We start from the raw sequence: 15,338 nt of genomic DNA, 5'->3' as shown, positions 1-15,338 counted from the left end.
AAATAAAGCCTCCTACGCTTTTGTACGAAGTCGCAAGAAAGGGGTGCCCGATATGCCGGCCACGACGATCTATTCCGCCCAGAAAATCATCACCATGAACCCCTCGCGGCCGGTTGCGACCCATGTTGCCGTGCGCGATGGCCGAATCCTGGGCGCTGGCACGCTGGAAGAGCTGGAAACCTGGGGCGATTACACGCTGGATGACCGCTTCAAGGACAAGATCCTGATGCCCGGCATGGTCGAAGGGCACGCGCATACGATGGAAGGCACCCTCTGGCGCAACGTCTACCTCGGCTACTTCGACCGCATGGACCCCGACGGCAAGGTCTGGTCCGGCGTCAAGACCATCGAGGCGGTGCTGGAGCGCCTGAAGGAGGCCGAGGCGCAGATCACCGACCCGGAGGCGCCGCTGCCCGGCTGGCAGCTGGACCCGATCTACCTGAACAACGTCCGCGTCACCCGGCAGCAGCTCGACTCGGTGTCCTCGACCCGGCCGATCGGCATCATGCATGCCTCGGGCCATATCCTGAACGTGAACACCAAGGCGCTGGAACTGGCCGGGTTGATGAAGACCGGGCTGAACCACCCCGGCATCCCGCTTGGCCCCGATGGCTATCCCACCGGCGAGCTCAAGGGCCCCGAGGTGATGACACCGGTCGGGCCCCATGTCGGCTATGAACGCGCGCTGACTGACTGCGACGAACAGGGCCTGCGCGACTTCGGCAAGCTCTGCGTGCGCACCGGCGTCACCACGATCACCGACCTCGCCGCGCGGCTGACCGATGACAGTGTCTCGATGATGCTGCGCGTCACCGGGGAAAAGACCTACCCGGCCTGCGTCGTCCCGCTGCGCTTCTTCCTCGGTCTCGCTCCCAAGGACCTCGTCGCCGAGGTGGTCCGGCTCAAGGGCATGTCCACCGAACGCCTGAGCCTTGGCCGCATCAAGGTGGTGGCTGATGGCTCGATCCAGGGCTTTTCGGCGCGGCTGCGCTGGCCCGGCTATCACAACGGCGCCGAGAACGGGCTGTGGTACGTCGCGCCCGAGCAGCTTTCGGAGATCTACCACCTCGCGCTCGAGGCCGGGGTGCAGGTTCATACCCACACCAACGGCGACCAGGCGACGGAACTGGCCATCGACACCCTCGGGCCCGCGCTGCTCAAGCATCCGCGCCGCGATCACCGCTTCACGCTGCAGCACTGCCAACTGGCCGACGCCGCCCAGTTCCGCCGCATGAAGGAACTTGGCATGTGCGTGAACCTCTTCGCCAACCACCACTTCTACTGGGGCGACGAGCACTACAAGCTGACGGTCGGGCCCGACCGCGCCACCCGCATGAACGCCTGCCGCACCGCGCTCGACACCGGGGTCCCGATGGCGATCCACTCCGATGCGCCGGTGACCCCGCTGGGGCCGCTGTTCACCGCATGGGGCGCCGTGACCCGGCGCACCGCCTCGGGCCGGGTGCAGGGCGAGGAAGAGCGTATCACCGTTGCCGAGGCGCTGTGGGCCGTGACCCTTGGCGCGGCCTATACCCTGCACATGGACGGCGAGGTCGGCTCCATCGAGACCGGCAAGCGCGCCGACTTCGCGGTGCTGGAACAGGACCCGACCGAGGTGGAGCCCGAAGCGCTGAAGGACATCCCCGTCTGGGGCACCGTGCAGGGCGGCCGCGTCTTCGCCGCAGCCGACCTGTGACGGGTGAACCGCTCCCGGTCACGGTGATCGGGGGCTACCTCGGCGCCGGCAAGACCACGATGGTCAACCACCTGCTGCGCAACGCGGGCGGGCGGCGGCTGGCCGTGCTGGTCAACGAGTTCGGCGAGCTGCCGATCGATGAGGACCTGATCGAGGCCGAAGGCGACAACCTGATCTCCATCGCCGGGGGCTGTGTCTGCTGTTCCTTCGGCAGCGACCTGACCGCCGCGCTGATCCAGATGGCACAGATGGACCCGCGCCCGGACCACGTGGTGATCGAATCCTCCGGCGTGGCGATCCCGGGCGCGATCCTGCTGACCGTTTCCCTGATCGACGGCTTTCGCCCCGACGGCACCGTGGTCCTTGCCGATGCGCCGCAACTGCGCCGCGCGGCGGTGGACCCCTATATCGGCGACACCATCCTGCGGCAGTTGCGGGATGCGAACATCGTGCTGATGAACAAGAGCGACCTGCTGGGCGAGACCGAGCTCGAAGCGCTCGACCTCTGGCTGGCCGACACCGCGCCACAGGCCGCGCGGATCCCGTCGATCCGGGGCGCGGTCGCCATCGAGGCCGTGCTCGGGCTCGGGGCCGAACCACTGGCCTCGTCCGCCGGGGGACACGCGGACAAGCTTTTCGACAGCATCGTCCTGCGCCCTGCCGCCCCGGTCGACTGCGAGGCGCTGGCCGCGCGGATCGCCGAGGGCCCCTACGGCGTGGTGCGCGCCAAGGGCTACTTGCGCGACCGGCAGGGCGGCGTCCGCCTGATCCACGTCGCCGGGAACCGCTGGGAGGTGACGCCGGGCCCGGATGACGCGCGCCCGGGCCTTGTATGCATCGGCCTGCGCGAGGGCTTCGACGGCAGCGCGCTCGTGGCGCTGGCCGATAGCGCCTAGATTTCCCCCTGCCGCGCCATCGAATGCGCGCAATTCTTTGGCAATTTTTGAAACTGATCGGGACTTTTTGCCGATAGATGCACAACCGGTGACCGCGATAGGGTAGACAGAACCCGAAACAGCGGAGACCGGAATGCTGGACCTTGCCATTACCTGGGACTGGATCGCCTTTGCAGTCCGCTGGCTGCACGTGATCACGGCGATCGCCTGGATCGGCTCGTCTTTCTACTTCATCGCCCTCGACCTCGGCCTGCAAAAGGCGCCGCACCTGCCGGTGGGCGCGCATGGCGAGGAATGGCAGGTCCACGGCGGCGGTTTCTACCACATCCAGAAATACCTTGTGGCACCCGAGATGATGCCCGAGCACCTGACCTGGTTCAAATGGGAGAGCTATTCGACATGGCTCTCCGGCGCGGCCATGCTCATGATCGTCTACTGGGTCGGGGGCGAGTTGTTCCTGATCGACCCGGAAAAGGCCGACCTTGCCCTCTGGCAGGGCATCCTGATCTCGGCGGGCTCGCTCACCATCGGCTGGCTGGTCTACGACTACCTCTGCAAATCGGGTCTCGGCGAACGGCCCACACTGCTGATGGTGCTGCTCTTCGTGCTGCTGGTGATCATGGGCTGGGGCTACAACCACATCTTCACCGGCCGCGCGATGATGCTGCACCTCGGCGCCTTCACGGCGACGATCATGACGGCGAACGTCTTCTTCATCATCATGCCGAACCAGCGCATCGTGGTGGCCGACCTCAAGGCGGGCCGCAAGCCCGACCCGAAGTACGGCAAGATCGCCAAGCTGCGCTCGACCCACAACAACTACCTGACGCTGCCGGTCATCTTCCTGATGCTGTCGAACCACTACCCGCTGGCCTTCGCGACCCAGTACAACTGGATCATCGCCGCGCTGGTCTTCCTGATGGGGGTGACGATCCGGCATTTCTTCAACACCATGCACGCGCGCCGCACGCCGCCCTACTGGACATGGGCCGTTACCGCCGTGCTCTTCATCCTGATCATCTGGCTCTCGAACCTCGGGTACGGCACGCCCGAGGCCGACGAAGAGGCCGCCCTGACGCCGACGCAGCAGGTCTTTGCCAGCGATGAGAGTTTCGACCAGGTGCGCGACGTGGTCCTTGGCCGCTGCTCGATGTGCCACGCGCGCGAACCCTTCTACGAGGGCATCCACTGGGCACCCAAGCACCTCTACCTCGAGACCGACAAGGACATCGCCGCCGCCGCGCGGATGATCTACATCCAGGCCGGCGTGACCACGGCGATGCCGCCCGCCAATGTCTCTTTCATCTCGCCCGAAGAACGCGAACTGCTGGCCGACTGGTACCGCCGGGCGTCGGGCCAGTTGAGCTTTTCGCTGGCAAGCCGCTAGGCCCGCCCCGCGCTTAGGTGCCGCCACGGCGGCCGGTCGCGCACGCTTACCCATCCCTCGGATCTTGACTGATGCGCCCCGGCGCATAGCTTGCAGGCAGTCCCTCTCCGGCCCGGCAGGATGCGCCGCGCCGTACCAATCCCAAACGAAAGAGACCTGTCATGACCGACGCCACCCCCTACACGCCCCCGAAAGTCTGGAAATGGGAGAAGGAAAGCGGCGGTCGTTTCGCCAGCATCAACCGTCCCATCGCGGGCCCGACCCACGACAAGGACCTGCCGGTAGGCAAGCACCCGCTGCAGCTCTATTCGCTGGCGACCCCGAACGGGGTCAAGGTGACTGTCCTGCTCGAGGAACTGCTGGCCAAGGGGATCAAGGAGGCCGAGTACGACGCCTGGCTGGTCAACATCTCGGAAGGCGACCAGTTCTCCAGCGGCTTCGTCTCGGTCAATCCGAACTCGAAGATCCCGGCGCTGATGGACCATTCGACCGCGACGCCGACCCGCGTCTTCGAATCCGGCGCCATCCTGCTCTACCTCGCCGAGAAGTTCGGGGCCTTCCTGCCCTCCGATCCGGCCAAGCGGCCCGAGATGCTGTCCTGGCTGTTCTGGCAGATGGGCAGCGCGCCCTACCTCGGTGGCGGCTTCGGCCACTTCTACGCCTATGCGCCCGAGAAATGGCAGTACCCGATCGATCGCTTCGCGATGGAGACCAAGCGCCAGCTCGACGTGCTGGACCGGCGCCTTGCCGAAACGCCCTACGTGTCGGGCGACGAGTACACCATCGCCGACATGGCGATCTGGGCCTGGTACGGGCAACTGGCGCTGGGCCGGCTCTACGAGGCGGGCGAGTTCCTCGACGTCGAGAGCTACAAGTACGTCCAGAAGTGGGCCAGGGAGATCGACGCGCGCCCGGCGGTGAAGCGCGGCCGCATGGTCAACCGGGCCTTCGGTGATCCGTCGACCCAGCTGCGCGAACGTCACGATGCCGGCGATTTCGAGACCCGGACGCAGGACAAGCTGGAACCGGCGGGCGAAAGCTGACAGGCTGAGCCCACGTCCCGGGCTTGCCCCGGGACCCTGGCGGCCCCAAGGGGCCCCGGATCAGGGTCGGGGCGTCCGGAGCGGTGCCCCGGCCGGGAACCGCCAGAGGAGGAGCGCGGTTCCTGACATAGCCGGTCATGCCGGACCGGCGGGATATGCAGTTGGGAGGCTGACATGATCCGACAGGCGGAACGTTTTGCCCGCAATGCCCACGACGGTCAGTACCGGCGCGGGGCGCAGCGGCTTCCCTATGCCGTGCACCTCGAGGAAGTGGCCGATTTCGTGGTCCGCCACCACGGCGACGAAATCGCGGTCGCCGCCGCATGGCTGCACGACACCGTCGAGGACGCCGGGGTGACCTTCGACGAGATCGAACGCCGCTTCGGGCCGCAGGTCGCCGCCATCGTCCGCGAACTGACCGATGACATGAGCCTGCCCAAGGCGGCGCGCAAGCGTCACCAGCTCCTCGGCGCGCCCTCGCGCTCGCACCGCGCGGCCCTGATCAAGATCGCCGACAAGACCTCCAACGTGCGCTCCATCACGCTTTGTCCGCCCGATTGGTGCGCCAGCCGCAAGGCCGCCTATGTCGACTGGGCGCGGCAGGTGGTCCATGCACTGCCGTCCGTCGAGCGCGACGCGCGGGACGAGTTCGAGGTCGCGCTCGACCTCTACCGGACCCATGCCGAACCCGGCGAGGCGCGCGGCGGGCTCTACGCCCTCTAGCCTTCGGGCTCCGGGCGAGAGCCCCCGGCGCTTCCCTGCCGATGGCGTGCCCCGGGGGAACCTTCCTCGTGCGGAAAGTGTTAAGATGGCGTAGCCAGTTCTCCGAGCAACGAGCGAGTTTATCATGTCCAGGCGATTTTCCTTTGTGGTGGCCCTTTCCGTCGCACTCGCGATTGTCGCGGGGCCAAGCCTCGCAGACTCCAACAAGCACTGGAAAGGCCAGGGCCACGGCAACAGCCGCAGTTTCGTGCCGCCCGGACTGGCCAAGAAGCCCCTCGGAATGCCTCCGGGCCAGTACAAGAAGATGCAGCCCCAGTGGCACGATCATGACCATGACCGCTATTATGACCGCGACCGCTACAGCTATCGTCAGGGCGATGACTGGCGGTTCGTGCAGCCCGGCTACTGGCGCTATACGCCCCCGGTCAACAACGGCTGGACCTATGTGCAGCCCGGCGTGAACCAGTGGAGCTATGCCCGCCCCTACGACGACCGGCGTTTCTTCCGCTATGGCGACGTGATCCCGGGCCGCTACGTGGTGATCGACGACTACAACCGCTGGCGCCTGCCGCCACCGCCCTACGGGCAGAGCTATGTGCAGTACGACAACGGGGTCTACCGCGTTCTGCGCGACACCGGCACCGTGATGGAAGCGCTCGGCATCGTGTCCGATCTGCTGCGCTGAGGGGCGAACCTAGTCCTTCGCCGAGAAGTCGCAGCGGTCGGGCTTGATATCGACCAGCGGCGTCCCGTCGAGGCAGTCGAGCCCGCGCACCACCAGCACGTTCCCCTCGATCCGTTCCAGCTTGACCCGTGACAGTCCGATCGGGTTGGGCCGGACGGGCGAGCGCAGGGCGAAGGTTCCGCTCGGCTGGCCCGAATGGCGCGGCACCTGCACCACGAGGTCGCGGCGCGACCGGTCGAGCCAGTAGAACAACTCGATGGAGGCGAAGGCCTCCAGCCCCGCGAGGGCAGGGACCCAGGGGTCGAAGATTTCCACCCGGCATTCCGGCCCGTCGATCCGGCCCTGCCGGGGGCACTCCTTGCGGTCGCTCCACGGCGTGTGGATCACCCCGATGAACCGCAGCGCGGCATCTGCCGCCTCGGTCAGATCGATCCGGACCTCTCCGTCTCGCACTTCGCTCATGCCGCCATGCTCCCCTGTCTGGCCGCAGGGTGCCCCCGCCGCGCCGCACCGGCAAGCCCCCGCGACATCCTGCCCCGACGGAACGTCACGGTCATTCGGCAATTGTCCGTTGCCATCCGAATAGTTACTGCTGTTCGCGGGGCGCCTCCCGGCAGGGCCGGGCAGGCGCATTCGAACCGGACAGCTGGTCCGGTTCGCGGAGGAAACAGACTAGGGAGACATCCGAATGCAGATCGAAGCACAGTCCGCGATCGTAACCGGCGGCGCCTCGGGGCTTGGTGGCGCGACGGCGGAAATGCTGGCCCGCGCCGGCGCGAAAGTCGCGATTTTCGACCTCAACGCAGAGGCCGGCGAGGCCAAGGCCAAGGAACTCGGCGGCGCCTTCTTCAAGGTGAACGTCACTGACGAGAGCGAGGTCGAGGAAGCCATCGCCAAGGCAGAGGGGCTGCACGGCAAGGCCCGCATCCTCGTGAACTGCGCTGGTATCGGGCCCCCGGCCAAGGTCATCAACCGCGACGGTTCGGCGATCCCGCTGCAGGGGTTCACCTCGATCGTGAACGTGAACCTCTTCGGCTCGTTCAACGTGCTGTCGAAATGGGCCGCTGCCCTGCACACCGCCGAACCGCTGGGCGAAGAGCGCGGCGTGGTGATCAACACCGCCTCGGTCGCTGCCTTCGACGGCCAGATCGGCCAGGCCGCCTATGCGGCCTCCAAGGGCGGGATCGTGGGCATGACGCTGCCCATCGCGCGTGAATTCGCCCGCTACGGCATCCGCGTCATGACCATCGCGCCGGGCCTGTTCCTGACCCCGCTGATGCAGTCGCTGCCGCAGGAAGCGCAGGACTCGCTCGGCGCGCAGGTGCCCTTCCCGAACCGCCTCGGCCATCCCGAGGAATACGCGATGATGGTCGAGTCCATCGTGCGCAACCCGATGCTGAACGGCGAGACCATCCGCCTCGACGGCGCGATCCGCATGGCGCCCAAGTAACGCGCCCCACGGCACGGCTGTATCACGGCTTCGACACCCGGTTCCCGGCAGGGAATCGGGTGTTTTCGTTTCGCCTGCGAGCGCAACCATGTGGAGAAGTGGCTATGAGTTCTTACGTGCATTGCGTGAGTTTTCCCTCATCGCCTCGCGCAAAACCCGTTTCAGACAGCTGTCCCGCAACCACACATTCCGACTTCGAGATTTAACTTTGACGTAAGGGGACCCTGATGTAGCCTGAGTCCGGGACCGCCAAGGTAAGATGACTGGGGACAAGTCAGCCCGGCGGCCCGACCGGGGGTAACATGTTTTCTGCCAAGTCATTTTTATGGGCAGGGGCCTTGTGGGCCGTTGCCACTGGGCCGGTGGCGTCCGAAAGCCTGAGAGAGGCGGTACGCAACGCACTGGCCACCTATCCTGACCTCGCATCGGCCCGTGCCGAGGCGACCGCGAGCGTTTACGAGATGCTCGAGCTCGAACGCGACTTCCTTCCGACCGTGCGCCTCTACGGCGATGCCGGGGCCGAACGGGTGGACGACCCCAGTTCGCTTTCCGTCAGCGACAACGACAACACCAAGTTCCGGCGCCAGCTCGGGGTCGAGGCGGAATTCGTGCTGTTCGACGGCTACCGGCGTGCCAACGCGGTCTACGCCAACGCGGCGCGGGCGGACGGCAGCATCCTGCGCCTGCTGGACGCCTCCGAAACGCTCGCCCTGAACGCCACCGAAGTCTACATCGACGTTTACCGCCACCTGCTGTTGCAGGCCTCGGCCTCGCGCAATCTCGAGGCGCACCGCGTCCTCGGTCAGCGCGTCAGCGACCTTGTCGAGGGCGGGCGGCTGCCGGTCAGCGACCAGTTGCAGGCGATGGATCGCATCCGCGCGGCCGAGATCGCGCTGGTCGAGGTGCGACAGGCCGGGCGCGATGCCGAGGCCCGGTACGAGCGCATCGTGGGCCACAAGCGCAACGGCCCGCTCGCGGTGCCCTCCGCCAGCCCGCTGCCCCGCTCGCTCGCTGCACTGATCGACACCGCGCAGCGCAACAGCTTCCGTATCCAGGCGGCCACGACCGAGGTGAACCGCACCGCCTATCAGAAACGCATCGGCATGGCGGACCAGAAACCGCGCGTCTCGTTCAACTACGGCATGAGCATCGGCGAGGACATCGGCGGGGCCAGCGGATCGCAGAAGGATGCCTACATCGGCCTTCGCATGGACTGGATCATCAGCCAGGGCGGGCGCGTGGCGCGCGAGCGCGCGCTGATCGAACGCAACAGCAAGGCGCTGTCCGAACGGCACATGGCCATCCGGGAACTGCGCGAGATGGCCGAGCGCACGTGGAACAGCTATCTCTCCAACGCCGAGACGGTGCGCATCACCACCTCGCAGCTCGACACCATCGACCAGTTGGTCGACCAGTACGATTCCGAGTTCGAGGCGGGCACCCGTACCCTGATCGACCTGCTGGATGCAGAGCGCTCGCGCTTCTCGGCAGAGTTCGCCCAGATCAGCGCGCAGGCGAGCCTCGCCTTCAGCGGCTATCGCATGCTGGCCGCGCAGAGCAGGCTCGCGGCGCATTTCGGGGTGGACCCGCGCGGCGAGGCGCTGGTGGCCGATCTTGAACAGCGCGCGCTGGTCAAGCCCACGGCAGTCTTCAACACGCAGATACCGCCGCTGCGGTAGCCCGATGGAAGACGGGGTGGACATGGACACGGTCGGCGAAAGCCTCGCCAGCGCAGCCACCGCTCCTGATCCGGGCCTCGCGCTGATCGCGCAGCTGGCGCGGGTGCATCGCCGCGCCTTCTCCGAAACCGCCCTGCGCTCCGCGTTGCCCGAGGGGCTGAACCTGACAGCGCCCGAGAACATGGTCCGCGCGCTTTCCCACGTTGGCCTGCGGGCGGCGCTGGTGTCCCAGCGCCCCGGTTCCGTCGACCCCGGCGTCCTGCCCTGCGTGATCTTCCGCCGCGACGGCAGCCCGGTGCTGCTGACGGCGCAGGCCAGGGGCGGGCGGCGCTTTCGCATCGTCGATCCCGGCAGCGGGGCCGAGCAGGACCTGCCCCGCCGGGTGCTGCGCCGCGAGTTCGGGCGGCGCGTTCTGCTGGTGGCCCCGCAGATCGCCGAGGCGGCGCCCGACGCCGGAGCGTCCACGCCGAACGAAGACGGGCACTGGTTCTGGGGCGCCCTGCGCGCCAACCGGGGCGCCATCGCCCAGGTCTTTGTCGCCGCGCTCTGCCTCAACCTGCTGACGCTGGCGGTGCCGCTCTTCGTCATGAACGTCTACGACCGGGTCATTCCCAACCTCGCCTTCGTCACCCTCTGGACGCTCGCCATCGGGGTGCTGTTGGCGCTGCTTCTCGACTTCGCCCTCCGCAGCCTGCGGGTCTCGGTGCTGGAGAACCTCGCCCGCCGCGTCGACCTTGGCGCGGCCGCCCGGCTGTTCGACCAGATGATGCATGCCCGCCTGCTGTCGCGCCCCGGTGGCGCGGCGGGCATGGCCAACGCCATCCGCGATTTCGAGACGGTGCGCGATTTCTTCGGCTCGGCCAGTTTCGTGGCGATGATCGATCTCCTCTTCATCGGTGTCTTCGTCGCCGCGCTGTTCTTCATCGTCGGGCCGCTTGCCTGGGTGCCCCTCTGCGCCGTGCCGGTCGTTCTGGTCTTTGCCCTGCTGGCGCAGGTGCCGCTCTCGCAAAGCGCAGATCAGGCGCAGCGCCTCGCCACCAAGCGCCACGTGGTGCTGGTCGAGACGCTGCTGGGCATCGAGGCGGTCAAGAGCCTGAACGCCGAACCGGTGATGCAGCGCGAATGGGAGAACGCGGTTGCCGCGTCCTCGCGCATCGGCGGGCGCACGCGGTTCTGGTCCGGCTTCGCCACCAGCGCCACCCAGTTTGTCCAGCAGGGGGTGAGCGTCGTGATCATCTTCTGGGGCGTCTACCTCGTGTCCGAGCAGCGCATCACCATCGGCGCCCTGATCGCCGCCAACATCCTCTCGGGCCGGGTGCTGGCGCCGCTGGCCGCCGTGGCGCAGACCCTGTTCCGGGCCAACTACGCGCGCCGGGCGATGGCCGTGCTGAACGAGATCATGGAGCTGCCGCGCGAAACCGGGTCGCGCATGAAGAGCAGCCTCAGGATCGCGCGCGGCGATATCGCGCTGCGCAATGTCACCTTCCGCTACCCGGGCACCGACCAACCCGCGCTGGCCGATCTCTCGCTAGATATCCGCGCGGGCGAACGGGTGGCGCTGCTGGGCCGGGTCGGCTCGGGCAAGACCACCACGGGCAAACTGCTGAACGGCCTGCTGCAGGCCGACAGCGGCACCATCCTGATCGACGGGCACGGCATCTCGCAATACGAGCCCGCCGAGCTGCGGCAGGGCGTGGGTTACCTGACGCAGGAGAGCGAGCTGTTCACCGGCACCCTGCGCGAGAACCTGACCATCGGGCGTCCCGGGGCCAGCGATGAGGAGATCCGTCAGGCGCTCTACCTCGCCGGGATCGACGGGTTCGCCGCCGCGCACCCCGAGGGGCTGAACCTGTTCATCGGCGAGAAGGGCAACCGCCTGTCCGGCGGCCAGCGGCAGGGCGTCGCCCTGGCCCGCCTGCTGCTGCGCAAGCCCCGGGTCCTGTTCCTGGACGAGCCCACCAACGCGATGGACCTGCAGATGGAGACCGCCGTGATCCAGCGCCTCGGCGCCTTCGGGGCAGGGCGGATCACCATGATCTTCTGCACCCACCGCATGTCGCTGGCCGAAGTCGCCGACCGTTTCATCGTGCTGGACCGGGGCCGCAAGGCGCTGGACGGACCACGGGACGAGGTGCTGGCACGGCTGCGCGCGGCCCAGCCTGCGCCCCGGATGGAGGGCTGAGCCATGTTCGGTCCGCGGACGCAGGAAGAGTTCATGGTAAACCCCGGCCGGGCCCGCCGGCTTGGCACTGCGCGCGGCGCGTGGTTCCTGCTTCTGCTGATCGGGGGCGGCATCGCGGCCTTTCTGGTCTGGGCCAGCTGGTTCGAGATCGACGAGGTCACGCGGGGCGAAGGCCGCGTGGTGCCCTCGCGCCAGATACAGGTGGTGCAGACGCTGGAGCCCGCGATCGTCCGTCGCATCGAGGTTGCCGAGGGCGACAGCGTCGAGGCCGGGCAGGTGCTGATGCTGGTCGACGACACCGCAGCCGTGGCCGAGCGCGGCGAACTGCTGGAGCGCGAGGCGGCGCTGATGGCCGAGGAATGGCGCCTCCATGCCGAGATCGCGCTGGACCGCGACCCGGAGTTGCCCGCCGACCTGCAGCAGCGTGCCCCCGCCGCGGTGCTGGCCGAGATGGAGGTGCTGCAATCCCGCGTCCTGCAACTCGACGGGGAACTGGCCGTACTGGAAGATCGCCTCGCGCAGAAGAAGGCGGCGCTGGAGGAACTGCTGGCCGACCGGGCCAAGCAGGAGAGCATCATCGCGCCCCTGCGCGAAGAGGCGGACCTGACCGAGGATCTCGCCACCCGTGGCGCGGTGCCGCGTATCGAACTGCTGCGCCTCCGCTCGAAACTGGCCGAGCTGGAAGGCAACCTTGCCGTCGGTCGCGCGCAGGAGCCGACGCTGCAGGCCGCCATCCGCGAAGCCGGGAACGAAATCGCCGTGGCGCGCTCGGGCTACGTGCTCACCGCCCGGCAGAGGCTGGCCAAGCTGGGGCTGGAACTGGCCGTGGTGCGCGAGACCCTGCGCGCGGCGACCGACAAGGTGACCCGCACCCAGCTGGTCGCCCCGATCCGGGGCACCGTGAACGCGGTGAATGTGACCACGCTGGGCGAGGTGGTCGAACCGGGCCGCCCGCTGGTCGAGATCGTGCCGGTCGACGACAGCCTGCAGGTCGAGGTCGATATCCTGCCCAAGGACGTCGCCTTCATCCGCCCCGGCGAAAAGGCCTCGGTCAAGATTACCGCCTACGACTACCTCGTCTACGGCGCGATGGAGGGCGAGGTGGCCCGCATCGGCGCCGATACCATCCGCACCCAGGACGGGCGGGAGTTCTTCCGCGTGACGATCCGCACCGACCGCTCGGACCTCGGGTCCGGCGACAACCTTCTGCCGGTCACACCCGGGATGCGCGCCCGGGTCGATATCCAGACCGGCCGCCGGTCGGTCCTCAGCTACCTTCTGGCCCCGGTCCTGCGCATCCGCTCCGAGGCGCTGCGCGAGGGTTAGCCCTACTTCGAGGTCGCGTCATAGACCCCGTCCCAGTCCGGGCCGGGGGGCGTTTCGCGGTATCGCGCCATCGACTCGCGCAGCGCCGCGAAATGAGGCTTCAGCGCCGCGTCGAGGCGCAGGGCCAGCGGCTCCAGCTCGGCCATCACGGTCTCCGCCTCGTCCCAGCGCTGGGCCCGGTAGGCTTCCAGCATCTCGACGTTCAGGCGCAGCAGGCTCCCGAACCCGGCCGAGGCCAGCGCCCGCGCGTCCCCCAGCAGGGCAAAGACACGTTCGGGCTGGGCCTTGCCCTTGACCCGGATCAGGTCGAGTTCGAGCATCGCGAACTTGCCCCGCACCGCCGCCTCGGTCGACGATCCCACGATGATCGCGGTGCCATAGTGGCGCGACTGCCCCTCCAGCCGCGAGGCGAGGTTCACCGGGTCACCCATCGCGGTATAGTCAAACCGCATGTCCGACCCCATGTTGCCCACCGTGCAGACCCCGGTGTTGATACCGATCCCGATGTCGATCAGCCGGAACACCCGTTTCTCCTGCTCGGCGATCAGGCGCCGCTCCTTGTTCAGCCGGTCCACGTCGGCTTTCATCCGCAGCGCCGCGCGGCAGGCGGCGGCACAATGGTCGGGATGATCGAGCGGTGCATTCCAGAAGGCCATCACCGCGTCGCCCATGAACTTGTCGATGGTGCCCTTCTCGTCGAGGATGGCGAAGGAGAGCAGGTTCAGGAACCGGTTCATCAGCCGGGTCAGACCGCCGGGATCGTCGCGGAAACTCTCGGCGATGGCGGTAAAGCCCCGCACGTCGCTGAACAGCAGCGTGATCTCGCGGTTCTCGCCGCCAAGCTTCAGCCCCTCCTCGCTGTCCGACAGTTCCGCCACGAGGTCCTTCGAGACATATTGCCCAAAGGCCGCGCGGATCCGCATCCGCCGCCGCTCTTCCCTGAGGTAGTTCGTCGTCGCCATATACATGATCGTGGCCAGCGAGGAGAGCACCGGAAAGCTCGGGTCGATCAGCAGCCGGTACTTGGCGAACAGCCCGTAGGAGAACAGCGCGAAGGACGCGAGGAACAAGAGCGCCGAGGTGATCAGCAATTTCGCGTTCGAGACCGGCGAGAGCACCACGATCAGAAAGCACATCACCAGCATGGCGATGATCTCGGCCCCGATGGCGTAGTTGGGCCGCACCAGCAGCGTTTCCGACAACATGTTCTCCAGCATCTGCGCATGGATTTCGACCCCGGCCATCTGCACGCCCAGCGGCGTGGCGCGGTAATCCTCCAGCCCGATGGCGGATGTCCCGACAAGGACGAGGTGACCGGCGAGCCGCCCGGGGGGCATCCGCCCCGAGATCACGTCGGCGGCCGAGACAAAGCGCTCGGGGGTCGAGGGCGTCAGGTAGGGGTGCACCGTCCCGTCTTCCGAGGTCGGCACCAGCCGCCCGGCGAGCACCACGCCGTCGATCCCCGCGTCGTTGGTGCGGATGGCGAAGGGCGCGCCGCCGGTCGCCACGCGCAACAGCTCGGGGGAAAGGCCCATGCGCAGGTGGCCCGCGACCTGCACCACCATCGGCGCGCGCCGGTAGACCCCGTCGTGATCGGGCCGCACGTTGAACACGCCCCGCCCCGCCGCCGCAGCCTCCAGCTCGGGCAGGTTCTCGATCAGTTCGGGAAAGCTCATCAGGTAGGGCGTCGGGTCCGGCCCCAGCGTGGCATAGGCGACATCGGGCAGGTCCCTTGAACTGACCGGCGCCGAGAGCGAGCTGCGGATGCTGGTCTGGCCGACCACCACGCGCGACCCGGCAAAGGCGCGGGCCAGCACCGCGTCGTTGTCGGGCAGTTCGGCCAGCGCCTCGGCAAGGGGCGCGGGCAGGGCGGGGTTGTCGGCAGCGACCCGGGCGGGCGTCAGCCGGTCAGGCTCGGCAAAGACGATGTCGAAGCCGATCGCCACCGCGCCATCCGCCGTCGCCTTGTCCACCAGTTCGGCAAAGCGGGTCCGGGGCCACGGCCACTGCCCGATCTCCGCGATGCTGCGGTCGTCCACGTCGAGGATCGCCACGGGAAAGGGCTGCAACGGCCGGGGCGAGATACGTTGGTAGAGGTCGAAGGCGCCGTTGCGCACCATCTGCACCGGGATCGAATCCTGTATCCTGACCCCGACCGCGAAGGCGACGAGGAGGACGGCCACCAGCCGGGCCCAGCCGATCCAGCGCAGAAACCACCGATACATGCCGAAAACTAGAATGCGCCGATTCGATTTGCGCAACATTTCTCTC

General features: G+C 67.7%; 12 protein-coding genes. 10 read left to right on the top strand and 2 right to left on the bottom strand.

What is annotated here, in order from left to right:
• Nucleotides 1-52: 52 nt before the first annotated feature.
• From DDT93_RS12135 to DDT93_RS12110, 6 genes are all read left to right on the top strand, one after another.
• Nucleotides 53-1,696 carry an amidohydrolase gene (locus tag DDT93_RS12135; RefSeq protein WP_109466111.1) on the top strand — a complete coding sequence of 548 codons (1,644 nt, stop codon included), beginning with the start codon at nt 53-55 and terminating at the stop codon, nt 1,694-1,696.
• Complete coding sequence (locus DDT93_RS12130; RefSeq protein ID WP_109466110.1) at nt 1,693-2,592, top strand: CobW family GTP-binding protein; 900 nt, start codon at nt 1,693-1,695, stop codon at nt 2,590-2,592. Before DDT93_RS12135 ends, DDT93_RS12130 begins: the two co-directional genes overlap by 4 nt.
• Nucleotides 2,593-2,725: 133 nt before the next feature.
• Nucleotides 2,726-3,979 (top strand): urate hydroxylase PuuD, encoded by a 1,254-nt coding sequence (locus DDT93_RS12125; RefSeq protein ID WP_109466109.1) that lies wholly within the window; start codon nt 2,726-2,728, stop codon nt 3,977-3,979.
• A gap of 161 nt (nt 3,980-4,140) precedes the next feature.
• Complete coding sequence (gene yghU, locus DDT93_RS12120; protein WP_109466108.1) at nt 4,141-5,022, top strand: glutathione-dependent disulfide-bond oxidoreductase; 882 nt, start codon at nt 4,141-4,143, stop codon at nt 5,020-5,022.
• Nucleotides 5,023-5,196: 174 nt separating this feature from the next.
• The gene (locus DDT93_RS12115; protein WP_109466107.1) at nt 5,197-5,745 is read left to right on the top strand and encodes an HD domain-containing protein; all 549 of its coding nucleotides are present in this window, start codon (nt 5,197-5,199) and stop codon (nt 5,743-5,745) included.
• Between the two features lie 124 nt (nt 5,746-5,869).
• Nucleotides 5,870-6,430, top strand: coding sequence for an RcnB family protein (locus DDT93_RS12110; RefSeq protein ID WP_109466106.1), 561 nt, complete (start codon nt 5,870-5,872; stop codon nt 6,428-6,430).
• A gap of 9 nt (nt 6,431-6,439) precedes the next feature.
• Here the strand turns inward: DDT93_RS12110 and tsaA are convergent, their stop codons facing one another.
• Nucleotides 6,440-6,892, bottom strand: a complete 453-nt coding sequence (tsaA, locus tag DDT93_RS12105) for a tRNA (N6-threonylcarbamoyladenosine(37)-N6)-methyltransferase TrmO (protein ID WP_109466105.1) — start codon at nt 6,890-6,892, stop codon at nt 6,440-6,442.
• Nucleotides 6,893-7,118: 226 nt separating this feature from the next.
• Here tsaA and DDT93_RS12100 point away from each other — a divergent pair, with 226 nt between their 5' ends.
• The 4 genes from DDT93_RS12100 (at nt 7,119) to DDT93_RS12085 (ending at nt 13,067) form a co-directional block, all read left to right on the top strand.
• Complete coding sequence (locus DDT93_RS12100) at nt 7,119-7,880, top strand: SDR family NAD(P)-dependent oxidoreductase (RefSeq protein ID WP_109466104.1); 762 nt, start codon at nt 7,119-7,121, stop codon at nt 7,878-7,880.
• Between the two features lie 338 nt (nt 7,881-8,218).
• On the top strand, nt 8,219-9,559 hold the full coding sequence (locus DDT93_RS12095; protein ID WP_198654832.1) for a TolC family protein: 1,341 nt from the start codon (nt 8,219-8,221) through the stop codon (nt 9,557-9,559).
• 22 nt (nt 9,560-9,581) lie between these two features.
• Nucleotides 9,582-11,741, top strand: coding sequence for a type I secretion system permease/ATPase (locus DDT93_RS12090; RefSeq protein ID WP_157960157.1), 2,160 nt, complete (start codon nt 9,582-9,584; stop codon nt 11,739-11,741).
• Between the two features lie 3 nt (nt 11,742-11,744).
• Nucleotides 11,745-13,067 (top strand): HlyD family type I secretion periplasmic adaptor subunit, encoded by a 1,323-nt coding sequence (locus DDT93_RS12085; protein WP_109466101.1) that lies wholly within the window; start codon nt 11,745-11,747, stop codon nt 13,065-13,067.
• A 2-nt stretch (nt 13,068-13,069) separates the two neighbouring features.
• On the opposite strand, the gene DDT93_RS12080 is transcribed toward DDT93_RS12085, so the two are convergent.
• Entirely contained in the window at nt 13,070-15,292 is a 2,223-nt protein-coding gene (locus tag DDT93_RS12080; protein ID WP_198654831.1) for a CHASE2 domain-containing protein, read from the bottom strand.
• Nucleotides 15,293-15,338 lie beyond the last annotated feature (46 nt).

The organism is Albibacillus kandeliae (assembly GCF_003116585.1).
Lineage (GTDB): Bacteria > Pseudomonadota > Alphaproteobacteria > Rhodobacterales > Rhodobacteraceae > Albibacillus > Albibacillus kandeliae.
The sequence above is the reverse complement of the archived record's forward strand: the minus strand, read 5'-3'. Positions and strand labels throughout refer to the sequence as shown.